Here is a 22,487-nt window from a genome sequence, read left to right on the forward strand (position 1 = left end):
ACAGGATGGACCACTCGCGCGCACCGGTACTGGAAGCCATCGACGCCTACCGCCGCGCGGGCGGGCTCGCCTTCACCCCACCAGGTCACAAACAGGGGCGGGGCGCGGATCCGCGCGTCCTGGAACTGCTCGGCCGTGACGCGTTCGCGTCGGATCTGCTCACCCTCAACGGTTTGGACGACCGCAGGATGTCCCGCGGCACCCTCAGCCAGGCGCAGGAACTGATGGCCGACGCGGTGGACGCCGAGCACACCTTCTTCTCCACCTGCGGGAGTTCACTCTCGGTCAAGAGCGCCATGCTCGCCGTCGCCGGGCCGGGTGAACGTCTCCTCGTGTCCCGCAACGCTCACAAATCGGTCGTCGCCGGGCTGGTGATCAGCGGTGTGCACCCGGTCTGGGTCCGCCCCCGGTACGACGAGGAGCACCATCTCGCGCATCCTCCCGGCCCGGAGGAGGTCGAGGCCGCGTTGGCGGACGCGCCCGACGTCAAGGGCATGTTGCTGATCACCCCGACCGACTACGGCACCTGCGCCGACATCCGCGGTGTCGCCCGCGCCTGCCACGCGGTGGACAAGCCGCTGATCGTCGACGAGGCGTGGGGCGCCCACTACCCGTTCCACGACGACCTGCCGACCTGGGCGATGGACGGCGAAGCCGACCTCTGCGTCACGAGCACGCACAAGATGGGCGGCGGGCTCGAACAGGCGTCGGTGTTCCACCTGCAAGGCGAGCGGGTCTCCCCCGACGTGCTCAAGGCCAGGGAGGATCTTCTCGGCACCACGAGCACTTCCGCCCTGCTGTACGCCTCCCTCGACGGCTGGCGCAGGCAGATGGTCGAGCACGGCGAGGAACTGCTGGGCGACGCGCTGGCGTTGGCCGCCCGCGTGCGGGCGAAGATCGAAGACATCCCCGGCCTGCACGCGCTCGCCGGGGAATTCCACCCGCTCGCCTTCGAACACGACCCCCTCAAGATCGTGATCGACGTCGCCGGGCTCGGCATCACCGGTTACCAGGCGGCCGACCATCTCGCCGAACGCCATCTGCACACCGGGCTGTCCGACCACCGGCGGATCGCGGTGCAGATCACCCACGCCGACGACGAGGAGACGGTGTCCGCGCTGGTACGCGGCCTACGCGGGCTCACCCGCCACGATTTCGAGCGGCGGCCGGCGGTCGACCTGCCCTCGGCCGCCGAGCTGACCCTGGAAATGCGGATGCTGCCCCGCGACGCGTTCTTCGCCGACGCCGAGCATGTGCCGCTCGACAAGGCCGAGGGCCGCGTGAGCGCGGAGATGGTCAGCCCCTACCCGCCGGGTGTCCCGGCGATCGCTCCCGGTGAGGTGTTCACCGACGCGATCATCGATTATCTCCACACCGGCATCCGTGCGGGCATGTTCGTCTACGACGCCGCGGATCCGGAGCTGGGCACGGTCCGCGTTGTCGCCTAGGCGCCGGTCACCTTCAAGGTGGGCAGCAGCCCGGTGAGCTCCAGTGCCCGGCGCAGGACCTTGGACGGCGCGAAACTCAGGTCGATCCCGGCTTCCTGGCAGTGACGATTCAGCTGCACCAGCACGGAAAGGCCCGAGGAATCACAGAAGCGGACGCCGGTCATGTCGATCACCGCGGCGCCCGGGGCCTCGCCCAGTAGCTCGAAGAGCTCGGTCCGGAGCCTGGAACTGGTCGAAATATCGATGTCACCCGCCACCAGGACGGTGATCGCTGCTTTCGAGCGGGCCGCCTCGACCACGACGAGAGGAGCGGCCTGCCCGGCTTCGGTGTCGATCGCCATCCATCGAAGGTAGAAGGGTGTGGACGGGTCCGCAACCGTCGCACCGGGACGGACCGGGCAGCACGAAGGCGGTTATCCTCGCCGCATGGCCTGCCGTATCACCGAACTCATCCTCGACTGCGCCGACCCGGTCCGGATGGCGGCCTTCTGGTGCGAAGTGCTCGGGTACGTCGAAATCGGCAAGGACGGCGAAGACATCGAGATCGGGCCGCCCGGCGTGGGCTTCGGCGGACCGCAGCCGACGTTGATCCTGAGCCGCAGCGATGATCCGAAGCCGGGCAAGCTGCCCCTGCACATCGACGTCAACCCCACCGACCGCGATCAGGACGCCGAACTGGAGCGGCTGCTCGCCGCCGGGGCGCGGCCCGCCGACGTCGGCCAGACGGGGGAAGAGTCGTGGCATGTGCTCGCCGACCCCGAGGGAAACGTGTTCTGCCTCCTCCGGGCCCGGGTCGACCCCTGATCCACTGTCCACAGTGGACTCGATTGCCGGATGACTCCGCCGGGTACCCGTCGGAGGACACCGAACACGACTGGATGGTCAGCGATGGCGGACGAACGACTGTGGCAGCGCGACAAGGCCGGTTTCGGCTCCGGCGAGGACACGTCGGCCGGCCCACTGGCCGAGCAGTTCGTCGAACTCACGCGCCTGCTGCTGGCCGCCTCGACGCCCGCCCAGGTACTGGAACAGGTGGTCGCCGCCGCGTACCGGGTCGTCCCTGGCGCGGACCTGGTGTCGGTCACCCTGCGCGCCCCGGACGGGACCTTCCACACCCCCGTCTGGACCGGTGAAGTGGCGCTGGCGCTCGACCAGGTGCAGTACCGCGCGGGTACGGGGCCGTGTGTCGACGCCGCCGACAGCGAAGGCCCCGGTTACATCCGCAGTGAGGACCTGAAGGCGGAGAAGAGGTGGCCGGACTTCTCCCGGGCCGCCGTGCGGGAGGGTTACACCGCGATCCTGTCCACCGTGCTGGTGCCCGACGCCGCTCCCCCGAGGATGCCCGGCGCGCTGAACATCTACAGCCGCCGCCCCGGAGCGCTCGATTCACAGGCCCAGGACACCGCGCTGCTGCTGGCGACCCACGGCTCGCTCGCGCTGGCGACGACCAGCGCCGTGAGTCGTGCGGAGCTGGAAGCGAGTCATCTCCGGCGGGCCGTCGAATCGCGCGACGTCATCGGGCAGGCGAAGGGGATCCTCATGCAACGCCGCGGCCTGACCGCCGACGAGGCCTTCGACCTGCTGCGCCGCACCTCCCAGGACCTCAACGTCAAACTCGCCGAACTCGCCAGCACCCTGGCCACCCGGCACACCGAGCTCGACGTCCCGTGAAGCGCGTGAAGGCCCCCTTCCCTCGGCTGAGCCGAGGGAAGGGGGCCTTCACGCGCAACGGGCGACCTCAGGCGAGGTCGAACCGGTCCAGTTCCATGACCTTCGTCCAGGCCTTGGCGAAGTCGGCGGCGAACCGCTCGCGCGCGGCCTGCCCCGCGTAGACCTCGGACAGCGCCCTCAGCTGGGAGTTGGAGCCGAAGACCAGGTCGACCGCGGTGGCCGTCCACTTCACGTCGTCCGTGGTGACGTCACGGATCTCGTAGACGTTCTCCTCGGACTCCGACACCTTCCACTTGGTCCCCGGCGAGAGGAGGTTGGTGAAGAAGTCGTTGGTGAGCACACCCGGCCGGTCGGTGAAGACCCCGTGGCGGGTGTCGCCGGCGGTGATCCCGAGCGAACGCAGGCCGCCGACGAGGACGGTCATCTCGGGGGCGGTCAGGTCGAGCATGTAGGCGCGCTCGACGAGCAGGACCTCCGGCTGCAGCTTCTCCCCGGGACGCAGGTGGTTGCGGAACCCGTCGGCACGCGGTTCGAGCAGCTTGAACGACTCGACGTCGGTGTCCTCCTGCGTGGCGTCGGTGCGGCCGGGGTGGAACGCCACGCTCACCTCGGTGCCGGCGTCGCGCGCGGCCTTCTCGACGGCGGCCGTGCCCGCCAGCACGATCAGGTCCGCCAGCGAGATCTTGGCGCCACCGGCGTCGTTGAACTCGCGCTGGATGCCTTCCAGCGTCTCGAGGACGCTCCTGAGCTCCTCGGGCCGGTTGACCTCCCAGTCACGCTGGGGTTCCAGCCGGATCCGGGCACCGTTCGCGCCACCGCGTTTGTCGGTGGACCGGAAGCTCGCCGCGGAGGCCCACGCCGTGCCGACCAGCTGGGCGACCGTGAGCCCGGAGTCGAGCACCTTCGCCTTGAGGGCGGCGATGTCGGCGTCACCCACGAGCTCGTGGTCGACCTCCGGCACCGGGTCCTGCCACAGCTGCGGTTCGGGGACCCACGGCCCCAGGAAGCGGCTGACCGGGCCCATGTCGCGGTGCAGCAGCTTGTACCAGGCCTTGGCGAAGGCGAGGGCGAACTCGTCCGGGTTCTCCAGGAAGCGGCGCGAGATCTTCTCGTACGCCGGGTCGACGCGCAGCGCCAGATCCGTCGTGAGCATGGTCGGCTTGTGCTTCTTGGCCGGGTCGTGCGCGTCCGGGATGATCGCCTCGGCGTCCTTGGCGACGTACTGCTTCGCGCCGCCGGGGCTCGTGGTGAGCTCCCACTCGTAGCCGAAGAGGATCTCGAAGAACCGGTTGCTCCACTGCGTCGGCTTGTCGGTCCACGTCACTTCGAGACCGCTGGTGATCGTGTCGGCGCCCTTGCCGCTGCCGTGGGTGCTCAGCCAGCCGAGGCCCTGCGTCTCGAGCGGGGCGGCTTCGGGCTCCGGGCCCACGTGGTCGTCGGCGATCCCCGCGCCGTGGGTCTTCCCGAAGGTGTGACCGCCGGCGATGAGCGCGACGGTCTCCTCGTCGTTCATCGCCATCCTGGCGAAGGTCTCCCGGATGAAATGCGCCGCCGCGGCCGGGTCCGCGTTGCCGCGGGGGCCCTCCGGGTTGACGTAGATGAGACCCATCTCGGTGGCGCCGACGTCGGGCACCATCTCCGAGTCGCTGGAGTAGCGCTCGTCACCCAGCCAGGTGTCTTCCGGACCCCAGAAGATCTCCTCGGGCTCCCAGGTGTCCACCCGGCCGAAGCCGAAGCCGAAGGTCTTGAACCCCATCGATTCCAGCGCGACGTTCCCGGCGAGCACGAGCAGGTCGGCCCACGAGATCTGCTGGCCGTACTTCTCCTTGACCGGCCACAGCAGCCGCCGCGCCTTGTCGAGGTTGGCGTTGTCGGGCCAGCTGTTGAGCGGGGCGAAGCGCTGCGCGCCGTCTCCGGCGCCGCCGCGGCCGTCGTGGATGCGGTAGGTGCCCGCGGCGTGCCAGCTCATCCGGATCATCAGGCCGCCGTAGTGGCCGAAGTCGGCGGGCCACCAGTCCTGCGAGGTGGTGAGCACCTCGACGATGTCCCGTTTGAGGGCCTCGACGTCGAGTTTGGCGAATTCCTTGGCGTAGCTGAAGTTCTCCCCGAGCGGGTTGGCCTTGGGCGAGTGGGCGTGCAGCACCGACAGGTCGAGCTGGTTGGGCCACCAGTCCTTGTTGGTGCGCGGCCGCCCGCCCGTCTTCGGCGTCGGCGAATCGATCGCCGGGTTCTCGCTCTCGCTACCGTGCGCGGTCACGGAGTCGTGGGCCACGGGGCAGCCCTTCTCCGGGGTGTCACTCATTTCTTTCCTTCCGGGCAGGCGAATTCATCGCTGGACGGGTTCGGCCGCGCAACCGGGGCACAGGCCCCAGTAGACGACCTCCGCCTCGTCGATCACGAACCCGTGATCGTCCGAGGCGGTGAGACAGGGGGCATGGCCGACGGCGCAGTCGACGTCCGCGATCGCACCGCAGGTCCGGCACACGACGTGGTGGTGGTTGTCCCCCACCCGGGTCTCGTAGCGGGCGAGCGCGCCGGCCGGCTGGATCCGCCGGATCAGCCCGGTTTCGGTGAGCGCCCGCAACACGTCGTAGACCGCCTGGTGGGAGACCGTGGGAAGGTCGGCCCGCACCAGCGCTATCACCGTTTCGGTGTCGACGTGCGGATGATCGCGCAGCGCCGCGAGCACGGCCAGCCGGGGCCGAGTCACGCGCAGCGAAACCGCTCGCAGCTGTGCCTCGAAGTCGGACATCACCATGGACCATAAGAGCGTCTTTGGAACGGGTCAAATCAAGGCCCCCCGAGGAGTGACGGCCGGTTTCGGAGGGGGCGGCTCCGGGTAGCCGGAGGAAGGCCATGACTTGCGTGAGGTGAGTTCATGACAACGACCGGAAAAGGCGGACCGCCGGGTCGCATCGGCACCACCGACGTCGAATGTCTCGAAAACGCCGTCGACGTCCTGCGCGCGCTGGACTACCGGCAGGGTGGCGCCTTTTCCCACGACGCGGTGCACGTCGTGAAATCGGTCAGCCTGCTGCTCAATTGGGGTTCGGTGCCCGGCGCGCTGCGCCCGCGGCTGCTGACCGTGCTCGCCGATCTGCACAATCTGCTCGGCTGGACGGAATTCGACATCGGCCGCCGGATCCCGGCGCGGATCCGGTTCGACCGCGCGCTCGGTCTCGCCGCCGAAGCGGGGAACGACAATCTCGTCGCCAACATCCGGTACCGCCTCGGCAGGCTGGCGCTGCACCACGACGACGTCGAGGACGGGCTGAGCCAGCTCCGCCACGGCCAGGCCGCGGCCGAGCGGTCCGGATCCCGGCGGGCGCGGGCGCTCCTGACCGTCAACGAGGCGTGGGCGCTGGCCAAGACCGGCGACGAACGCTCCACCCTCGCGTGTCTCGCGCGGGCGGAATGCCAGTTCGAGAGCGCGGAAACCTGGGCTCCCGCGCATCCATGGGAAGCCTTCTTCGGCACCACGGACATGGCCGCGATGCGAGGGACCGTCCTGACCGAGCTGGCCAGGACGGCCGCCTCGCGCCACAGCGACGAGGCGATCGCCCGGCTACGCGACGCCGTCGACGGCTACGGCGCGGAAATGTCCCGCAGCCTGGCGCTCACCCTGATCATGCTCGCGCAGAACCACGCGCTCCAAGGCGATTTCGACGAAGCCGTCCGCACCGGCGCCGAAGCGCTGGACCTGGCACGCGGCCTCGGTTCCACCCGGACCAAGGACCGGCTCGCGCCGCTGGCGGCGCTCCTGCGCGGGCACGCGACCGACCCCGCCTCCCGCGATCTGCTCCACCGGATCGACCGCTACCGCGCCGAACCGGGCCCGTGAGCGGCGAACCGCCGTGCGAGCAGCGCCGCGGTCGCCGCGAAGCCGAGGCACAGCCCGGTCCAGACACCCCAGCCGCCCCAGCCGAACACGTAGGCGCACAAGAACATCGACGGCACGCCCACCGCCCAGTACCCCACGAGAGTGCAGCGGAGGCCGGAAACGGTGTCGCCGAGCCCGCGCAGCAGACCGACGAGGATGTTCTGGGTTCCTTTGCTGTACTGCTGCGCGATGGCGAACACCAGCAGGACCGACGCCGTGCCGAGCACCACTGTGTCGGCCTCGTCGTGCAGGAACGGCCACAACAGCGCCTCCGGCACCACCAGGTACGCCAGGCTCACCACCGCCATCAGCGACCAGGAAAGGGTGAACGCCTGGCGGGCGATCACCGGCGCCCGCGCGTGATCGCCGTGGGCGACCGCGCGACTGACCAAAATGGACGATCCCTGCGACAGCCCGATGTTCGCCTGGTAGACGATGTACGCGAGCTGGTTCGCGACGTTCGACGCGGCGAGCATGCCCGGGCCGAAGGCGCCCATCAGCATGGTCGCGATCGAGGTGATCGCGGCCTCCGACCCGTAGGTGAAACAGATCGGCGTCCCGTGCCGGACGATCCGCCGGACCACCACCGGATCCGCGCGCCAGAGCGCGAGCGACACCATGGGGCGCAGCAAGGGATCCCGCCGGACGGCCGAGGCGAACACGGCGAGCGTGAAGAACTGGACCAGCGTCGTCGCCAGTCCGATCCCGGCGACGCCCAGCTCCGGCAACCCCGCCCAGCCGTAGATGAAAGCGGCGTTGAGGGCGGCGTTGACCGCGATCGACACCAGCGTCACGGTGAGCAGCGAACCCGGACGCCGCAGCCCGACGGCGAACTGGCGTATCACGTTCAGCCACACCATGGGGAACAGCCCGCCCGCCAGCGCGAGCATCATCGCCCTGGCGAGCGCCACGATCTCCGGTTTCTGTCCGAGCAACGGCAACGCGGCCGCTAGTCCACAAAGGACAGACGCACCGACCGCCGCGGTCAGGGTCGCGACGAGCAGCGCGGACCGCAGGAGCGACCGGATCTCGTCCCGTGCCCGCTCGTCGAGTTCCCCGGTGCCGGTGCGGAGTTCCCCCGCCCCGGCCGCGGTGGCCACGAGATTCCCGACGCCGGTGACCATGCCGACGCACATGGTGCGGATCTGGTTGTAGAGCAGGATCGCCAGCCCGCCCGCCGCCACCGCGGTGACGCCGAGCAGCCCGAGCATGGCCAGGTCGACGCTGGTGAGCGCCACCTGCGCCAGCTGGATTCCCGCGATCGGCGCGGCCAGCGCGACGAGCGCGCGGTAGCCGCGGGTCTCCACCGCCGTGCTCATACGCCCACCGCCACCGGTGCCGGGCGAGCCGTCCGGTCGCGGGTGGCCGCGCGCACGGACGCGGCGTAGGTGGCGAACCAGCGCTCCATCCGGCGGTGGGCCAGTTCGTCGAGCACTCCCCTGGCCCGCAGCCATTCGTCGTCGTAGACCGAGTCGAGGTACTTCTCCCCCGCGTCGTTGCACAACACCACGACGACGCTTCCCGCCGGATACGCGTAGAGCCGCCGGAGCGCGACGTGGATCGCGCCGCCGGTGGTCCCGCCGACCAGGACGCCCGTGCGCCTGGCGACGACGCGGGCCCCGGCGAAGGCGTCGCTGTCGGACACCCGGTGGGCTTCGTCGATCACCGACCGGTCGACGTTGTCCCCGACCGGGAAACCGGCCGGGCTGCCCGCCCCGGTCTGGTGGTAGATCCCCGGCGCGCCACCGAAGATGATCGAGCCGACCGGTTCGACCGCGACCGCGCGGGTGCCGGCTCCCGCCGCGCGCAGGGAACGCGCCGTCCCGCACAGGGAGCCGCCGGTGCCGATCGCCGCGACGAGCACGTCGACGTCGCCGAGCTGCCCGATGAGTTCCCGCGCCAGCCCGGCGTACCCGTTGCCGTTGCCGGGATGGTTGTGCTGATCGGGATGGTAGGCCCCGTTCTCCGCGGCGATCCGGGCCGCGACCAGCCGCCGCTGGACCGAGCTGACCCCGCCGTCCGGCGGGTTCTCGACGAACACCAGTTCCGCGCCGAGCGCGCGCAGCATCCGGAGTTTCTCCTTGGCGGCGTGGTGGTCGACCACGGCCGTGAACCGGTAGCCGCGTTCCAGCGCCACCAGGGCGAGCCCGTTGCCGGTGTTGCCGGAGGTGGGTTCGACGATATGCCCGCCCGGCCGCAGCCGCCCTTCGAGTTCCGCCTCGTCGATCATCTGCCTGGCCATGCGCACCTTGCACGAGCCGGTCGGGTTGAGGTGGTCGAGTTTGAGCAGGAGGCGCGTCCCGGTGCCGGTGCGCGCGAGCTCCAGCAGCGGCGTGTTCCCGATCAGCTCGGACGCGCGCTGGACGATCGTCATCGGATCTCCTGGATCGGGTAGTCGGTGTCGACGTGCCAGCGGTCGCCGTCGGCCACCACCTTCGGGGGAAGGGGCAGCTGATGGAAGCCGCTCTCGTTCTTGTCCATCTGGTAGCCGGCCGTGTTGGGGTACACGAGCAGATCGCCGGTCCTCGGCCGCGCGGGCAGCTCCACCGCGCGCCAGGTCAGCACGTCGTACTCCATGCAGCTCGAACCGGCGACGACGGTGCGCACCGGCCCGCCATTCGTGATTTCCCGGCGGACGAGAACCGGATCGGGCAGGAACTCGCTGCCCTTCCACTGTTCGGACAGGCTCATGGACAGACCGGCGACCGTGGTGATCAGGTGGTCTTCGGCCGGTTTGCAGCCCAGCACCGGGAAGACCGAGAACCCGGCGCCGTCGACGAGGGCACGCCCCGGTTCGAGCAGCAGCTCGATCCCGGCCGCGCGCAGGCGTTCCGCGAGCGGCTTCCCTGCGATCTCGTGGCGCAGGATCGCGGTCACCATGGCCGCCCCGGCCGGCGCCTGGTGGTACGGATAGGTCTTCGACGGATTGCGGCCGGCGTGGAACCAGCCGTCGTGCCTGCCGGATTCGAATCGCGCCCAGTCGGCGGCGTCCACATAGGACACCGCGATCCCGCCGCCGATGCTGATCTTCGACGCGGGCTGCCCGGACGCGCGGGCGTCCTGGCACAGATCGATCAGGTACGCGGCCAGTTCCGCCCGCGGCACGGGATCGTAGCCGTCGAGATGGAACGAGAAACCGCGCAGGACGACCGATCCGGCGCACTGCCGCACGGCCGCCTTCAAGGCGCCGGGAGCGAAGCCGAACCGGCTCTCCGGCGCGGACGGCGGCCGCACCCGCAGCAGCACCTGGGCCGTCTCCCCGAGTTCGGCGGCCATGCGCGCGACGCGTTCCAGTTCGTCGGCCGCGTCCACCGCGAGCAGGCAGCGGTGCCGCAGGGCGAGCCAGAGGAGGCCGTCCGGTTTGGCGGCGCCGGTGACCCCGATCGACTCGCCGCGCAGGCCGTTGCCCAAGGCGTGCACCAGTTCGGGCACGCTCGCGACGTCGACGCCCGTGCCGGGCCGGACGCATTCCCGCAGCCATGCCGCCGCCTTGTTGGCCTTCTTTCCGTAGTAGACGGTGCCTTCGACGCGCTCGGCGGCGAGCGCCGCGACCATTCCGCCGAGGTTCTCGGCGAAAGTCGCCGGATGGATCACGTGGAACGGCCCGCCACCGACGGCGCGGGCGATCTCCCACAGGGTCTCCGACTCACGCAATCGCGGCGCCCAAGGGCGTTCGAGCGCGGGCAGGGGCGAGGAAAGGGTGTCGATCAGGTCCACAGGGCCACCTCGCGGCCACGGCCCGCCGCGATGGCGCGGGCGGCCAGCGCGTGCGCCACCGGGATGTCGGTGATGATCATGCCGCTGCTGAAGGCGAACACCCGGTCCTCGTCGCCGCGCCGGCCGGGCGCCCGACCGGCGAGGATCTCCGGCAGTTCGGCGTCGATCCGGAACACGCCGTCCGGCCCGGCCATCCGCTGCCCGGTCACCTCGACCTGCGCGCCGCTGGTGGCCACGGTGTAGTCGGCCTCGGCGAGCGTGCCCTCCTGGACCCCCTTGCTGGCGACCGAGATCAGCAGCCCGCCCGGCGGCAGCCAGCCGAGCCGGATCTTCGGGTGGGCCGCGCGGCCGGACGCCGCGACCACGATGTCGGACTCGCGTGCCGCGGCCTCCACGTCGTCGACGAGTTCGACCTCGCGGTCGGGGAACCGCTCCTTCACCGCGGCGACGCTGTCGCGCAGGCCGTCGGGATGCGTGCCGAACAACCGCAGCCGCTCCAGTTCCGGCAGCGCGGTGAGCAGGTACGGCAGCGTCCGGATCCCCTGCGCGCCGGTGCCGACCATGAGCGCGGATCGCGCGCCGGGCCGGGCACAGGACCGCGCGATCAGCGCGGTGCTGGCGGGCGTGCGGGTGGCGCCGACGCGGTGGCAGTCCATGAGCGCGAACGGCATGCCCGTGGTGTCGTCGTACAGGGTGATCGTCGTGTAGTACTTCTCGGCCGACGTGCTGCCCTGGCGGTAACTCGTCTTGAACGCGGCCTGCTCGAGGGAGCCGTCGTAGCCGAGCATCGAGTACGCGACGGCGTCCCGCGCGGGATCCGGCATCGGCACCATCAGCTTCGCCGGGTTCCGCGAGGCTCCCGACGCGTAGGCCAGGTAGCCGTCTTCGACCATGGTGATCGCCTCGTCCGGGGTGAGTTCGAGGTTGTGCAGATCCGAGCGCGTGAGAATGTGCAGCGAGGGACCGGAGCTCATGAACGATCGACCTTTCTCGTGGGAAGGTGGCGCGCCGCAGCTTAATGAAAACGATTGTCTTTTTCGTTGAGTGTGGCACTTGTCACGCTAAGCTGGCAACCGTGAATGGGCCTTGGAGCGCTTCGGAAAGCCGTTCGCGCGCGGAAGAAGTCCGGCATCTGAACGCGATCAGCCATCTCGCGGGAGAAGACGGCGCGCCGGAGGCGAGTGGCCCGCTCACCGGAGTCCCGTTGGTGGTCAAGGACAACATCCACGTCGCCGGCATGCCGAACACCGCGGGCACCCCGGCGCTGGCGAACCACGTTCCGCGCGAGCACGCGGAGGTGGTCCGGCGCCTGGTCGACGCGGGCGCCGTGATCGTCGGCAAGGCGGCCATGCACGAACTCGCGTTCGGCATCACCTGCGACACGACCCCGCTCGGCCCGGTGCGCAACGCCTGCGACCCGTCGCGCTTCGCCGGGGGCAGCAGCGGCGGGACCGCGGTCGCCGTCGCGGCGGGCATCGTTCCGGCGGGCCTGGCGACCGACACCGGAGGTTCGGTGCGGGTTCCCGCCGCGCTCAACGGCGTTTGCGGTTTCCGGCCGACCTCGGGCCGCTATCCGTCCGGCGGCATGACCCCGTTGAGCACCACCCGGGACACGGCCGGGCCGATCGCCCGCACGGTCGCCGATCTCGCCCTTCTCGACGCGGTGCTCGCGGGCGAGGACCCGGAACCGTTGATCGAGCGCTCACCGATCCGGCTGGGCGTTCCGCACGGCTTCTTGACCGGCGATCTGGCCGAAGAGGTCGAAGAACTGTGGGACGCCGCGCTCGCCCGCCTGCGTTCGGCGGGCGCCGACCTGGTGCCGATCGACGACACGCCCCTCGCCGAACTGGTCGCCGACCAGGGAATGCCGCTGGTGATCCACGAAGCGGGCGTCGCGCTCCGGTCCTATCTCGCCGAATACGTGCCCGCCGTCTCGTTCGAGCGCCTCGTCGCCGAGGTCGCCGCCGCCGACGTCCGGGCGATCTTCGCCGAGGCGGTCGTGCCGGGTGTCGGGCCGGGCGTCTACGAGGCCGCCCTCGCCGGCCGCTCCGCGTTGCGCGACGCGTACGCGAAGATCTTCGCGGACAACGGGATCGACGCGCTGGCCTTCCCCACCACACCCGCGACGGCCCGGGATTTCTCGGCCGTCGAGGAATTCGTCCACCGCGGTCCCGACCTTCCCGACCTTCATCCGCAACTGCCAGCCCGGGAGCATCGCGGGCTTCCCGGGCTTGACCGTCCCGATGGGGCGCGACCGCGACGGCCTGCCCGCCGGGCTGGCCCTCGACGGTCCGGCAGGCGAAGACCGGAAACTGTTGGCAGCAGGGGCTTTCGTCGAGCGGGTGCTGGGCGTGAGCTAGGCGGCGGCCAACGTCAGGAGTCGAGCACCCGCCGCATACCGACTGTCCCGGGAGCGGTCTCGACGAACCCGTGCCGTTCGTACAGCCGCCACCCGGGCGGGTCGCCGAGCAGATTGACGTACGCGCCCGGAGCCGCGGCGTCGATCTCGGCGAGCAGAGCCGCGAGGACGGCGTCCCCGATACCGCGCCGCTGATGCGCGGGGAGGACCGCCATGTCGAGGATGTGGAAGTACCACCCGTCGTCACTGATCGCCCGGCCCATCCCGACCGTCTCACCGGTGGCCCGGTGGATCACCTTGACCGAGGCCCAGGCACCGCCGACCCCACGCTCGGCCTGTTCCCGGGGCGGTTCGCTGAGCCCCGCCTCGCGGCGCAACCGCAGGTAGTCGTCGACCGGCGGCGAGCCCGCTTCCAGGCGGTAGGAGTCGTCCATGGTTGATCACCCCTTATCCGAGCCGACGGCGTTGCACCCGGCGCGTGCGATCGTAGACTGTGCCACTGACGGCGACAGGAAGAAGTACCGGTGATGACAGGCCGACGGCGCTGGACCAGCGACGACATCCTCGACGCGGCAGGAAAACTCCTGGAGGGCGGCGACGCGGAGGCGTTCAGCGTGCGCAAGCTCGCCGCGGTGCTCGGCACCGATTCCTCCAGTCTGTACCGGCATTTCCGGAACAAGGCCGAACTTCTGCGCGCCGTCGCGGACCGTGCCCTCCTCACCGCGATGGAGGGCTACAGCCCCGAAGGCGACTGGAAAAAGTGCGTCACCGACATCGCGTTCCGGCTCCGCGACGTCTTCGCCCGCCGGCCCCAGATCGCCACCGTCTGGGGGCGCTACGCCTCGGGCGGCAGCGGGTCGCGCGCTGTACTGGAAGCGCTGCTCCAGGCGTTGCGCTCGTCGGGCCTGCCCGACGAGCGCCTTCCCGTCCACTGTCACCGGATCGCGGTTCTGGTGACCGCGCTGATCTCCGCCGACGGCGGGATCAGCACCCTCGCCACGGAGGATCGCGAGCACGGCCTGGAATCGTTCCGGGTCGCCGTGCTCGGAGCCGACCCGGAACAGTTCCCCGCGGTGGCCCATTTCGCCCGCGAGATCCGCCCGCTCGGCACCGACCGCCGGGACGCCTACGCGGACATCCTCGCCGCGCACCTCGATCAGATCGAGGTCGAAGCGAGCGCCTCGCGCAGGAATTCGGATATCTCCGCCTGAGCGGCCCCGGCCTGCGGCTCCACCCCGGGCAGCGTCAGGAATCCGTGCCTGGCTCCCGGATATTCGGACAGCCGGACCTCGGTCCCGGCTTCACGCAGCCGTTGCGCGTAGCGGCGGCCGTGATCGGCGAGCGCGTCACGGGTGGGCACCACCACGAGCGCCGGCGGGAGCCCGCTCAAGTCGTCGATTTCTTCCAGGACTTCGTCGGCACCGCGACGACCTTCGCGGAGCGCGCCGAAGTCGGCTTACGCGTGCTGACCAACGGCAAATTCCTCGCGCTGCTGACGATCCTGTTCGGCGTCGGCCTGGAATTGCAGTACCAGTCCGCCCGCCGGCGCGGCGCTCCCTGGCCCGGCAGGTATCCGCTCCGGGCGGGAATCCTGTTCCTGGAAGGGGTCGCGCACTTCCTGCTCGTGTTCGAAGGCGACGTGCTCATGGCCTACGGGCTCACGTCGCTGCTCGTGGCGTACCTCGTCGGCCGGAGCGATCGGGTCGTGCGGAACGTCGTCGTCGTGGTGGGCGGCGTGTACGTGGCGCTGCTGCTCGCCGCGACCGCGTTGCTCGTCGCCACCCCGGAGGCCGCCGGAGAACCCGTCCCGGTCGACCCCTCCGCGACCGCGAGCTGGCCCGCCCAGGTCGCCGCCCGGCTGGACGATTTCTTCTTGCTGCGAGCGGAGATCGTGCTGATCGTGCCCTCCGCCGTCGTCCTGTTCCTGCTCGGTTCCCGCCTCCGCAGGGCAGGCGTTTTCGACGACACCGACAAGGGGGCGCGGCTCCGGTCGCGCCTGCTCGTGCTCGGCTTCGCCGTCGGCCTGCCGCTGAACGTGCTGACCGGGTTCGGTGGCCCGGACTGGCTGCTCGTCGACCGGTACCTCTTGCCCCCGCTCGTCGCCCTGGGCCTGCTCGCCCTGGTCACTCACCTCGGCCTCCGGATGCGCGAGCGGCCCGGAGCCGTCCGAAGTGGACTGATCGCGGTCGGCCGCACCGCGCTCTCCTGTTACGTCCTCCAGAACCTGCTGGCCGGTGCCCTGTGTTACGGCTGGGGCCTCGGCCTCGCCGAACGTTTCGCGGACGTCCGTCCATGGTGGATCGTCGGCCTCTGGGCCTTCGTGGGGCTGGTGAACGTCGCCTTCGCCGCCCTGTGGCTCCGGCGGTTCGACCGCGGCCCGCTCGAACTGCTCATGCATCGCCTCTACACGCGATGACGCCTCGACGCGATGCGGAACGTGTCCGGTTCGCCCCCCGTGGTGGCCGTCGATGCCCTCCGCACGAAGACCCTCCGGGCGGTGAACTGGGCACCGGAAGAAATCGACGGTGCGGCGAAGGAGAACCGATGAAGATCACCCCGGGCAGGGTCACGCATCAGTACGACGAGGAGCTGGTGGTGTTCCACATCGGCATGACGTTCAACCGGTGGTGGCGGCCCGATCTCTGGCTTCCGGTCTTCTTCGCCATGCCGGCGATGATGCGCGAACTCGCCGAAGACCCGGACTCGGGACTGCTCGGCTACGAGTTCCTGTTCAACCGCAGAGGGCCGTTCGCCGTGCAGTACTGGTCGTCGGTCGACAAGCTCTACGCCTACGCGTCCGCCGGGTCGCTGAGCCACCGGCCGGCATGGACGAAGTTCAACGCGATGGCGAGGAAACACCCTGAGGCGGTGGGAGTCTGGCACGAGACCTTCGTCGTCGAGCGTGCCGAAAGCATGTTCGTCGGGACGCCCGCCATGGGGCTGCCCAAAGCGACGAAGACCGTCCCCGTCGAGAAGCGACACCACCGTGCCCGCACGCGTCTGGCGGACGGCGCCACCGCGCTGCCGTCAAGCGCGGAGGATCGGCTGTGCCAGGCCGGTTGACTCGGCGGTCAGGTCTCGCCGGCCGGACATCCGTCGCCCGAGGTGCGGGCGGCAAGGGGTGTCCGGCCGGTCCAGCGCCGGTAAGCACGGCGGAACTCACGTCCATCGCTGAAGCCGACCTCGGCGGCCACGGCCGAGATCGCCAGGGTGGAATGCCTGAGCAGCGCGGTCGCGTGCCGCTCGCGGACACGGTCGCGGATGGCGGCGAAACCCTCGCCCGCCTCGGCGAGCTGCCGTCGCAAGGTGCGTTCGCTGATGTGCATCTGCGCGGCGATGTCGGCCATGGTGAGCGGGCGGTGCAGGTGCGCCTTCAGCAGTCCTTCCACCGCGGCGACGACTCCGGGCCTGGTCCGCTCCGGCGCGATCAGGCTCCGGCACACCGCGAGAGCCGTCCGCAGCGTCGGTTCGTGATGAGTGGGGATCGGCACTCGCAAGACGTCGGAACCGATCACCAGCCGATCGGCGTCGGCGTCGAAATGCACCGGGCAACGGAAGAACCGCTGGTATCGGGCGGCATGGACCGGCGGGCGGTAGGAGAGGAACACCCGGGTGGGCGTCCAGGTCTCACCGAGGACGGAGCGCAGGAACGCGATGGTGCTGGCGAACGCCTCCTCGGCGAGGAACGGAAGCAGGACGGGGTCCGGCCAACGCTCACGGAGATACAGTTCGATCTCGTCGCCGTCCCAGCCCTCCGCGGTGAAGTCGGCGAGGCTGCCGGAAGCCCGGTGCAGTTCGTCGACCACCCGGAACGCGTCGCCGACGGTCGCGGAGGATCTCATCGCCACGCCGACGAAGCCGAAGGACAGCAACGCGTCGCGGGCTCCGACCTCGAGGCCGAGAGGACGGCCGGGCATCGCCGCGACGGCCCTGCGGAGCACCGTCCTGGCTTGCTCCAACGACACGCGGACATCGACGTCGTCGAGGAGACCGGGTTCGAGCCCGGTCCCCGAGAACCAGGCCGGGACCGGCAGCCCGGCTCGCCGTCCGATCGCCACGACCGCGCTCAGCAGCGTCGGCGGGATGGCCGCGTCAGCGGCTGTCATCGACGAGCCGTTCCCGCCACGGTGCCCCCGTTCCCCCTCTTCGTCGCCGTGTCACCGTACTGGAAGCCTTCAGGCCAGGGGGCGGACGAACCCCGCGATCCGGGGCGTGACGACAGCGGTGCCGTCGTCGATCATCTCGCGCATCCCCGCCAGCACCCGTTCGTCCGGCGAGCCGTGCACCTGGAAGTCCACCACCGTGCAGTGCGCCGACACGGCGTTGATGTGGTTCTCGGAGATCCGCCAGTGTTCGAGGACGGCGTCGGAATCGGCGTACATCTGGTAGCTGTAGGCCAGCATCCGCTCGGCGTCCACGAACGTCTGCACCATCACCTGCGGCGCGTGGCGCTCCACGAAGTCGATGGCGTCCCGGACGGCGGCGGTGAACTCCGCCAGCCGGCCGTCGGTGATCCGCATGGTGTTCCGGAACAGGAGCATTTCGTCGGCTTCGAGGGTCATGGCCTCATGGTCGGACCTCGATCCAACTGGAGGTCAACCCCGTCACATTGCGCTGGGGTCGTAGGCGAGCAGCTCCCAGGAGTGGCCGTCCGGGTCGTCGATCGCCCGGTTGTACAGCCAGCCCATGTCCTGGGCGGAGCGTGGCTCGGTGGCGCCGGCGGCCAGGGCCGCTTCGGCGAGCCGGTCCACTTCTTCGCGCGATCCGGCGGCCAGTGCGTTGATCACCTCGATCGGACCGTCCGATGTGGACCGCTTGGTGAACGTCGCGAACGTCTCGCGGGTCATCAGCTGCACCAGGATCGTGTCGGCGAACGCCACCTGGACGGAGGTGTCCCCGCTGAAATCGGGATTGACCGTTCCGCCCATCGCCAGGTAGACCTTCGTGCTCGCTTCCAGGTCGGTGACCGGCAGGTTGACGTAGATCTGGGTGATCGCCATGACAAGCCCTCCAGGGTGTCTCGTGTGCCGGGCACTCCCGGCGTCACCACGAAACTACGGGCGGACCATGACGTCGGTCTTGTACAGAAGCGACAACATCTCGTCGCCGTCGGCCCGCCGCAGCCGGGAGGCCGTGCACCCGGTGAACCGGGTCAGTGAGCGTGCCAGGTGCGGCTGGTCGTGGTACCCGGCCAGCTGCACGACCTCGATCGCGGGTATCCCCTGCCCCAGCAGCATCACGGCCTGCCTTGCCCGCTCGATCTGCCGGATCGCGCCCTGGGTCAGCCCGGTCGCCGCGGCCACCCGCCGCTGCACCGACCTCGGCGTGACCAACGTGGCCACGTCGCCGCGAAGAACGTCGGTGACCAGCGGATCACGCACCAACAGTCCGGCACGGACCAGCCGATCCACGAAGACGTCGGCGTTGTCGTAAGAGGGCGTTTCCCACTCCTCGCCCTGCAGGACGAACGAGCGAGCCGTGGTCTGCGGGCTCGTCACGGCGGTGTCGACCAGTTTCGGCACCGGCAGCGGCGCCAGGAACGCACCGTGCGAGAAGATGATCCCGACCGTTTCACCCTCGCCGGGTTCCAGGTCCAGCACCGTGGGGCTCGTCTCGGGGCCGCGCACCGCCACATGCGTCTCGCCCCGGTCACGCCACACCACGAGTTCCCAGTTCGAGTTCGCGATGGACCGCATCCGCGCCGGCATCGCGACGGCATCCGTCCCGGCCCGGTAAACCCGCTCCACGTACGGAGAATCGGACGGGCGCTGCTCGACGTCACCAGCCGGATCAAGGCTCACGGTCGAGAAACTAACACTCGGGCGGCGACGGTGAAGCCCTTATCCGGCCGCCTGACAATTCGCGGGGCCGCGTCGTCGGACTACCGAAACCACGGGGATCGCCGCCCCGAACCGGACGGTGAAAGGGAGAACACGATGACTTCACTCGATTCCGATGTCAGGGAATTCTTGGCGAGCCGGGTCGCCGCCGCCGAAGCGAAGGACATCGACCGGCTCATGTCCCACTATTCGCCCGGCATCGTCTACTACGACGCCGTTCCCCCGCTCCGGTTCACCGGAACCGACGAGGTCCGCGGCAACTTCCTGCGGTGGTTCGACGGCTACGAAGGGCCCATCGGCCTGCGGACGCACGAGCTGACCGTCGCGGCGAGTGGCGACGTCGCGTTCGCGCATATGCTCCACCTGGATTCCGGGAAGCGCACGAACGGCCTGGAAACCTCGATCTGGGTGCGGTCGACCGTCGGTTGCCGCCGGTCGGAGGGCGCGTGGCTGATCACGCACGAACACATCTCACTGCCGATCGACATGGAGACCCTGCAGGCCTGGTTCCCGCCGGAGACGTGAGCGGCGCCAGGCCGGATCGGGCGGGGCAGCACGTGTCCCGCCCGATCTCGACGCCATGGTGGTCACCGCCGGATCAGGACGACGTCGAGCTCCAGCCGCACCTTGGCGCCGACCATGACGCCGGTCGCGGCGTTCCAGTTCACGCCCCAGTCCCCACGGCTGATCGTGACGCCGCCCCGGAGGCCGACCCGCCGGTCGTTCCCGGCGCCGGTCAGCTCGAAGCCCACTGTCACCGGCTTCGTCACGCCGCGGATGGTCAGGTCACCGGCGACGTCGAAGCCGGTCTCGCCGACCTGGTCCACCGCGGTCGAGGTGAACGTGATGACCGGGTGGTCGCCGGCACCCAGGAACTTGGCGCTCAGTTGTTCGTCGCGCCGTTCGTTGCGGGTCTGGATGCTCTTCGCCTGGATCACGAGCCGTGCACTGGATTTCGACGGGTCGTCACCGTCCAGGTGCGCACTTCCTTCGAACAGGTCGAACCGGCCGTGCACCCTGGTGCCCATCGTGTGCCGGGCGACGAATCCGATCCGCGTGCCCGCGGTGTCGAGGACGTAGTCGCCGGTCAGCTCGCTCAACGTGGTCGTGGTCATGTCTGGTCGCTCCTCGCCGGTACGGTGTTCGGTTCGGTGGTACGACGAGGCACCCTCACCGGATGTGAGGAGGCTCCCGGAAGCGTCACAGTTCGTCGAAAGTCGTTCCGGTGCCGTGGTCGTACGCGGCGGCGAAGTCCTTCGCTCCCAGCGCTTGCCGGGTGGCCGCCGTGATCCGCTCGACGTCGCCTCGTTCGGCAGGGGGCAGGGGAGCTCCCGCGGATCCTCTCAGCGCGGCGGCCATGCCGAGCAAATGCGCGGCGTGGCCGTGGTGTCCCGCGAGGGCTTGCGCGCCGGCCAGGCCTTCCAGCGCGAGCGCGATCGCGCGAGGGTCCATTGTGGAGCGGGAGGCGCGGAAACCGTTCAGGTGCAGGGCGAGCGCTTGCGCGGTGTCACCGCGTTGCTCGGCGATGAAGCCGAGCTCGGCGAGGATGAGGGCGACGCCGGCGTCGCCGTCCCACCGGCGGCACCAGTCGAGCCAGTTCCGCAGATGCTTCTCCGCCGCGTCGAGCCTGCCCTGCCTTCGGGCACCGAGACCGAGACCGACCTCGGCGTACTGGACACCCCGATGGTGCGACTGTTCGATGGCCAGCCGCATCGACCGGTGGTTCGCTATCCAAGCTCTTCGCCATTCCCGGACCCACGACCGGGAACGACATCCGCCACACCGTCGGGCAATTCGCGACCACCGCGCGACCCGCCGAGCGAGCAGCTGGTCTCGCGCGGCAGGACGCTAGTGGGCCGACTCCGAGGGCGACGTTTCGTACGGGGAGGACACCGTCGAGTCCCTGTCGAGTTGCCCGCGCTTGATGGCGGTATCGACTGCGGTGCCGATCCGGCGCAGCGCCGCCAGCTCGTGCGGCTCGAGCTCGTCCATCAGGTACTCCCGGACGGCCGCGACATGCCCCGGCGCCGCTTCCACCACGGTCTCGTAGCCCGCCTCGGTCAGTGTGGCGTTGGTCCGCCTGCCCGGGCCGGGGATCCGGGCCCGGGTGAGCAGTTCGCGCTTCTCCAGCCGTCCGACGACGTGCGACAGCCGTGACAGCGATGCCGCCGTCCGGGCGGCGAGCTCGCTCATCTGCAGCGTGTGATCCGGCTGCTCGGACAGCACCGAGAGCACCATGTACTCGAAAAAGGTCATCCGGGACTCGCGCTGCATCCGCGCGTCCAGGGCGGCAGGCAGGCTGATCATGATCGCGGAGTTGGCCAGCCACGCCGCGCGTTCGTCGGGGTTCAGCCATCGCGTTCCGGCAACCGGAGCAGCGGACTCCCCTACCTCCACCGATGCCGATCCGTTCCGCGGACGCCGGGAGCGTTGCCCGTTCCTGCCCGCTGCGGTACTCGCCATGAGCCCATCCTAGCCACCCTTGTTGACGCGTCAAGTTGAGACCTGTAGAACTTGACGCGTCAAGTTCGCCGTCTCGAGCTGCGAGCCGGCGAATGGATCCAGAAAGGACAACCGGATGCAGGTCACCTCACTCGGCGGGCTCCAGGTCTCGCGCATCGGACTCGGGGCCATGGGGATGTCGGCGTTCTACACCGGCGCGGGCCGGGACGACGCCGAGTCGATCCGCACCATCCGGCGAGCCCTGGACCTCGGGGTCACGCATCTGGACACCGCCGAGGTGTACGGGCCCTACGTCAACGAGGAACTGGTGGGCCGTGCGGTCAGGGGCCGCCGGGACGAGGTCGTCGTCGCCACCAAGTTCGGCCTCGTCTCCCACACCGGCCGAGCGGGTCCGGACAGCACTCCCGCCAACGTTCGCGCGGCTGTCGACGGATCGCTGCGACGGCTCGGTACCGACCACATCGACCTGTACTACCAGCACCGGGTCGACCCCGGCACACCCATCGAGGAGACGGTGGGGGCGTTGAGCGAGCTGGTCTCCGCGGGCAAGATCCTCCACATCGGACTGTCGGAGGCGTCCGCGACGACGATCCGCCGGGCTCACGCGGTCCATCCGGTGGCCGCCGTCCAGACCGAGTACTCGCTGTGGACTCGCGACCCCGAGGCCGAAGTGCTGCCCACCCTGCGAGCGCTCGGCATCGGCCTCGTTCCTTATTCGCCGCTGGGACACGGCTTCCTCACCGGTGACATCCGCACCCTGGACGGCCTGGACGCCGCCGACTGGCGTCGTACCAATCCTCGGTTCACCGGCGACAACTTCGCTCGCAACCTGCGCATCGTCGACGAGGTCCGCGCGGTCGCCGAAGACGTCGATGCCACGCCCGCGCAGGTCGCGCTGGCCTGGCTGCTCGCCCAGGGAGACGGCATCGCGCCCATTCCGGGGACCAAGCGCATCGGCCGGCTCGAGGAAAACAGCGCCGCCGACGGAATCCGGCTCACCCGCGACCAGATCACCCGCCTGGACAACCTGACGCCGGCATCCGGCGAACGCCATGCCGAGCCCGACATGGCCGCCATCGACCAGTAACCAGCCAAAGAGGTACGGAATG

25 protein-coding genes and 1 pseudogene are annotated in these 22,487 nt (G+C 70.0%); 10 read left to right on the forward strand and 16 right to left on the reverse strand.

The window, feature by feature from the left end; genetic code table 11:
• The first annotated feature begins 5 nt into the window (after positions 1 to 5).
• Positions 6 to 1,448 carry an aminotransferase class I/II-fold pyridoxal phosphate-dependent enzyme gene (locus H4W30_RS11520; RefSeq protein WP_192742839.1) on the forward strand — a complete coding sequence of 481 codons (1,443 nt, stop codon included), beginning with the start codon at positions 6 to 8 and terminating at the stop codon, positions 1,446 to 1,448.
• Here the strand turns inward: H4W30_RS11520 and H4W30_RS11525 are convergent.
• Entirely contained in the window at positions 1,445 to 1,789 is a 345-nt protein-coding gene (locus tag H4W30_RS11525) for an STAS domain-containing protein (RefSeq protein WP_192742840.1), read from the reverse strand. The genes H4W30_RS11520 and H4W30_RS11525 overlap by 4 nt on opposite strands.
• 85 nt (positions 1,790 to 1,874) lie before the next feature.
• Between H4W30_RS11525 and H4W30_RS11530 the strand changes: the two genes are divergently transcribed.
• Together H4W30_RS11530 and H4W30_RS11535 are read left to right on the forward strand one after the other, a co-directional pair.
• Positions 1,875 to 2,252 (forward strand): VOC family protein, encoded by a 378-nt coding sequence (locus H4W30_RS11530; RefSeq protein WP_126734427.1) that lies wholly within the window; start codon positions 1,875 to 1,877, stop codon positions 2,250 to 2,252.
• An 84-nt stretch (positions 2,253 to 2,336) separates the two neighbouring features.
• Positions 2,337 to 3,119 (forward strand): GAF and ANTAR domain-containing protein, encoded by a 783-nt coding sequence (locus H4W30_RS11535; RefSeq protein WP_192742841.1) that lies wholly within the window; start codon positions 2,337 to 2,339, stop codon positions 3,117 to 3,119.
• 67 nt (positions 3,120 to 3,186) lie between these two features.
• Here H4W30_RS11535 and katG read toward each other — a convergent pair whose 3' ends face one another.
• Together katG and H4W30_RS11545 are read right to left on the reverse strand one after the other, a co-directional pair.
• Positions 3,187 to 5,421 (reverse strand): catalase/peroxidase HPI, encoded by a 2,235-nt coding sequence (katG, locus tag H4W30_RS11540; RefSeq protein WP_192742842.1) that lies wholly within the window; start codon positions 5,419 to 5,421, stop codon positions 3,187 to 3,189.
• Between the two features lie 24 nt (positions 5,422 to 5,445).
• Positions 5,446 to 5,871, reverse strand: coding sequence for a Fur family transcriptional regulator (locus tag H4W30_RS11545; protein ID WP_192742843.1), 426 nt, complete (start codon positions 5,869 to 5,871; stop codon positions 5,446 to 5,448).
• 126 nt (positions 5,872 to 5,997) lie between these two features.
• Between H4W30_RS11545 and H4W30_RS11550 the strand changes: the two genes are divergently transcribed.
• On the forward strand, positions 5,998 to 6,960 hold the full coding sequence (locus H4W30_RS11550; RefSeq protein WP_192742844.1) for a hypothetical protein: 963 nt from the start codon (positions 5,998 to 6,000) through the stop codon (positions 6,958 to 6,960).
• Here the strand turns inward: H4W30_RS11550 and H4W30_RS11555 are convergent.
• The 4 genes from H4W30_RS11555 to H4W30_RS11570 are packed head-to-tail and all read right to left on the reverse strand — an operon-like array spanning position 6,936 to position 11,690.
• A complete protein-coding gene (locus tag H4W30_RS11555; protein WP_192742845.1) occupies positions 6,936 to 8,318 on the reverse strand; it encodes an MATE family efflux transporter in 1,383 nt (460 codons plus the stop codon). The genes H4W30_RS11550 and H4W30_RS11555 overlap by 25 nt on opposite strands.
• Positions 8,315 to 9,373 carry a PLP-dependent cysteine synthase family protein gene (locus tag H4W30_RS11560; protein ID WP_192742846.1) on the reverse strand — a complete coding sequence of 353 codons (1,059 nt, stop codon included), beginning with the start codon at positions 9,371 to 9,373 and terminating at the stop codon, positions 8,315 to 8,317. The genes H4W30_RS11555 and H4W30_RS11560 overlap by 4 nt, the downstream gene beginning before the upstream one ends.
• On the reverse strand, positions 9,370 to 10,716 hold the full coding sequence (locus H4W30_RS11565; protein WP_192742847.1) for a type III PLP-dependent enzyme domain-containing protein: 1,347 nt from the start codon (positions 10,714 to 10,716) through the stop codon (positions 9,370 to 9,372). The genes H4W30_RS11560 and H4W30_RS11565 overlap by 4 nt, the downstream gene beginning before the upstream one ends.
• Positions 10,707 to 11,690: an ornithine cyclodeaminase gene (locus H4W30_RS11570; RefSeq protein ID WP_192742848.1), complete on the reverse strand. Its 984-nt coding sequence runs from the start codon at positions 11,688 to 11,690 to the stop codon at positions 10,707 to 10,709. Before H4W30_RS11570 ends, H4W30_RS11565 begins: the two co-directional genes overlap by 10 nt.
• A gap of 44 nt (positions 11,691 to 11,734) precedes the next feature.
• On the opposite strand from H4W30_RS11570, the pseudogene H4W30_RS44505 reads away from it, so the two are divergent.
• Positions 11,735 to 12,805: pseudogene (locus H4W30_RS44505) on the forward strand (amidase family protein); the annotation flags it as partial.
• A 284-nt stretch (positions 12,806 to 13,089) separates the two neighbouring features.
• Here H4W30_RS44505 and H4W30_RS11580 read toward each other — a convergent pair.
• A complete protein-coding gene (locus tag H4W30_RS11580; protein WP_192742849.1) occupies positions 13,090 to 13,509 on the reverse strand; it encodes a GNAT family N-acetyltransferase in 420 nt (139 codons plus the stop codon).
• Between the two features lie 93 nt (positions 13,510 to 13,602).
• On the opposite strand from H4W30_RS11580, the gene H4W30_RS11585 reads away from it, so the two are divergent.
• A complete protein-coding gene (locus H4W30_RS11585; protein WP_192742850.1) occupies positions 13,603 to 14,286 on the forward strand; it encodes a TetR/AcrR family transcriptional regulator in 684 nt (227 codons plus the stop codon).
• Here the strand turns inward: H4W30_RS11585 and H4W30_RS11590 are convergent.
• Positions 14,232 to 14,441 (reverse strand): alpha/beta hydrolase, encoded by a 210-nt coding sequence (locus tag H4W30_RS11590; protein WP_318780584.1) that lies wholly within the window; start codon positions 14,439 to 14,441, stop codon positions 14,232 to 14,234. The two genes, H4W30_RS11585 and H4W30_RS11590, sit on opposite strands and share 55 nt — an antisense overlap.
• Here H4W30_RS11590 and H4W30_RS11595 point away from each other — a divergent pair.
• Together H4W30_RS11595 and H4W30_RS11600 are read left to right on the forward strand one after the other, a co-directional pair.
• On the forward strand, positions 14,388 to 15,491 hold the full coding sequence (locus H4W30_RS11595) for a DUF418 domain-containing protein (protein ID WP_225949286.1): 1,104 nt from the start codon (positions 14,388 to 14,390) through the stop codon (positions 15,489 to 15,491). The genes H4W30_RS11590 and H4W30_RS11595 overlap by 54 nt on opposite strands.
• Positions 15,492 to 15,619: 128 nt before the next feature.
• Entirely contained in the window at positions 15,620 to 16,138 is a 519-nt protein-coding gene (locus H4W30_RS11600; protein WP_192742851.1) for a DUF4188 domain-containing protein, read from the forward strand.
• Positions 16,139 to 16,146: 8 nt separating this feature from the next.
• On the opposite strand, the gene H4W30_RS11605 is transcribed toward H4W30_RS11600, so the two are convergent.
• From H4W30_RS11605 to H4W30_RS11620, 4 genes are all read right to left on the reverse strand, one after another.
• On the reverse strand, positions 16,147 to 17,181 hold the full coding sequence (locus H4W30_RS11605; RefSeq protein WP_192742852.1) for an AraC family transcriptional regulator: 1,035 nt from the start codon (positions 17,179 to 17,181) through the stop codon (positions 16,147 to 16,149).
• A gap of 69 nt (positions 17,182 to 17,250) precedes the next feature.
• Positions 17,251 to 17,637, reverse strand: a complete 387-nt coding sequence (locus tag H4W30_RS11610) for a hypothetical protein (protein WP_192742853.1) — start codon at positions 17,635 to 17,637, stop codon at positions 17,251 to 17,253.
• A 42-nt stretch (positions 17,638 to 17,679) separates the two neighbouring features.
• Complete coding sequence (locus H4W30_RS11615; protein ID WP_192742854.1) at positions 17,680 to 18,075, reverse strand: VOC family protein; 396 nt, start codon at positions 18,073 to 18,075, stop codon at positions 17,680 to 17,682.
• A 54-nt stretch (positions 18,076 to 18,129) separates the two neighbouring features.
• Positions 18,130 to 18,876 carry a helix-turn-helix domain-containing protein gene (locus H4W30_RS11620; protein ID WP_192742855.1) on the reverse strand — a complete coding sequence of 249 codons (747 nt, stop codon included), beginning with the start codon at positions 18,874 to 18,876 and terminating at the stop codon, positions 18,130 to 18,132.
• Positions 18,877 to 19,011: 135 nt separating this feature from the next.
• On the opposite strand from H4W30_RS11620, the gene H4W30_RS11625 reads away from it, so the two are divergent.
• Entirely contained in the window at positions 19,012 to 19,440 is a 429-nt protein-coding gene (locus H4W30_RS11625; RefSeq protein WP_192742856.1) for a YybH family protein, read from the forward strand.
• A 62-nt stretch (positions 19,441 to 19,502) separates the two neighbouring features.
• On the opposite strand, the gene H4W30_RS11630 is transcribed toward H4W30_RS11625, so the two are convergent.
• The 3 genes from H4W30_RS11630 to H4W30_RS11640 all read right to left on the reverse strand — a co-directional run bounded on the left by H4W30_RS11630 (position 19,503) and on the right by H4W30_RS11640 (position 21,378).
• Complete coding sequence (locus tag H4W30_RS11630; RefSeq protein WP_192742857.1) at positions 19,503 to 20,030, reverse strand: YceI family protein; 528 nt, start codon at positions 20,028 to 20,030, stop codon at positions 19,503 to 19,505.
• 85 nt (positions 20,031 to 20,115) lie between these two features.
• Positions 20,116 to 20,628 (reverse strand): tetratricopeptide repeat protein, encoded by a 513-nt coding sequence (locus H4W30_RS11635; protein ID WP_192742858.1) that lies wholly within the window; start codon positions 20,626 to 20,628, stop codon positions 20,116 to 20,118.
• Between the two features lie 135 nt (positions 20,629 to 20,763).
• Positions 20,764 to 21,378 (reverse strand): MarR family winged helix-turn-helix transcriptional regulator, encoded by a 615-nt coding sequence (locus H4W30_RS11640; protein ID WP_192742859.1) that lies wholly within the window; start codon positions 21,376 to 21,378, stop codon positions 20,764 to 20,766.
• Positions 21,379 to 21,493: 115 nt separating this feature from the next.
• On the opposite strand from H4W30_RS11640, the gene H4W30_RS11645 reads away from it, so the two are divergent.
• Entirely contained in the window at positions 21,494 to 22,465 is a 972-nt protein-coding gene (locus H4W30_RS11645; RefSeq protein ID WP_192742860.1) for an aldo/keto reductase, read from the forward strand.
• Positions 22,466 to 22,487: the final 22 nt, after the last annotated feature.

Source organism: Amycolatopsis roodepoortensis (assembly GCF_014873915.1).
GTDB lineage: Bacteria > Actinomycetota > Actinomycetes > Mycobacteriales > Pseudonocardiaceae > Amycolatopsis > Amycolatopsis roodepoortensis.

Coding starts and splice junctions, on each gene's coding strand:
- H4W30_RS11570 (WP_192742848.1), bottom strand. CDS start 11,690: ATGAGCTCCGGTCCCTCGCTGCACATTCTCACGCGCTCGGATCTGCAC.
- H4W30_RS11530 (WP_126734427.1), top strand. CDS start 1,875: ATGGCCTGCCGTATCACCGAACTCATCCTCGACTGCGCCGACCCGGTC.
- H4W30_RS11645 (WP_192742860.1), top strand. CDS start 21,494: ATGCAGGTCACCTCACTCGGCGGGCTCCAGGTCTCGCGCATCGGACTC.
- H4W30_RS11535 (WP_192742841.1), top strand. CDS start 2,337: ATGGCGGACGAACGACTGTGGCAGCGCGACAAGGCCGGTTTCGGCTCC.
- H4W30_RS11615 (WP_192742854.1), bottom strand. CDS start 18,075: ATGGCGATCACCCAGATCTACGTCAACCTGCCGGTCACCGACCTGGAA.
- H4W30_RS11605 (WP_192742852.1), bottom strand. CDS start 17,181: ATGACAGCCGCTGACGCGGCCATCCCGCCGACGCTGCTGAGCGCGGTC.
- H4W30_RS11580 (WP_192742849.1), bottom strand. CDS start 13,509: ATGGACGACTCCTACCGCCTGGAAGCGGGCTCGCCGCCGGTCGACGAC.
- H4W30_RS11545 (WP_192742843.1), bottom strand. CDS start 5,871: ATGTCCGACTTCGAGGCACAGCTGCGAGCGGTTTCGCTGCGCGTGACT.
- H4W30_RS11640 (WP_192742859.1), bottom strand. CDS start 21,378: ATGGCGAGTACCGCAGCGGGCAGGAACGGGCAACGCTCCCGGCGTCCG.
- H4W30_RS11560 (WP_192742846.1), bottom strand. CDS start 9,373: ATGACGATCGTCCAGCGCGCGTCCGAGCTGATCGGGAACACGCCGCTG.
- H4W30_RS11555 (WP_192742845.1), bottom strand. CDS start 8,318: ATGAGCACGGCGGTGGAGACCCGCGGCTACCGCGCGCTCGTCGCGCTG.
- H4W30_RS11525 (WP_192742840.1), bottom strand. CDS start 1,789: ATGGCGATCGACACCGAAGCCGGGCAGGCCGCTCCTCTCGTCGTGGTC.
- H4W30_RS11550 (WP_192742844.1), top strand. CDS start 5,998: ATGACAACGACCGGAAAAGGCGGACCGCCGGGTCGCATCGGCACCACC.
- H4W30_RS11610 (WP_192742853.1), bottom strand. CDS start 17,637: ATGACCCTCGAAGCCGACGAAATGCTCCTGTTCCGGAACACCATGCGG.
- H4W30_RS11625 (WP_192742856.1), top strand. CDS start 19,012: ATGACTTCACTCGATTCCGATGTCAGGGAATTCTTGGCGAGCCGGGTC.
- H4W30_RS11585 (WP_192742850.1), top strand. CDS start 13,603: ATGACAGGCCGACGGCGCTGGACCAGCGACGACATCCTCGACGCGGCA.
- H4W30_RS11520 (WP_192742839.1), top strand. CDS start 6: ATGGACCACTCGCGCGCACCGGTACTGGAAGCCATCGACGCCTACCGC.
- H4W30_RS11600 (WP_192742851.1), top strand. CDS start 15,620: ATGAAGATCACCCCGGGCAGGGTCACGCATCAGTACGACGAGGAGCTG.
- katG (WP_192742842.1), bottom strand. CDS start 5,421: ATGAGTGACACCCCGGAGAAGGGCTGCCCCGTGGCCCACGACTCCGTG.
- H4W30_RS11630 (WP_192742857.1), bottom strand. CDS start 20,030: ATGACCACGACCACGTTGAGCGAGCTGACCGGCGACTACGTCCTCGAC.
- H4W30_RS11635 (WP_192742858.1), bottom strand. CDS start 20,628: ATGCGGCTGGCCATCGAACAGTCGCACCATCGGGGTGTCCAGTACGCC.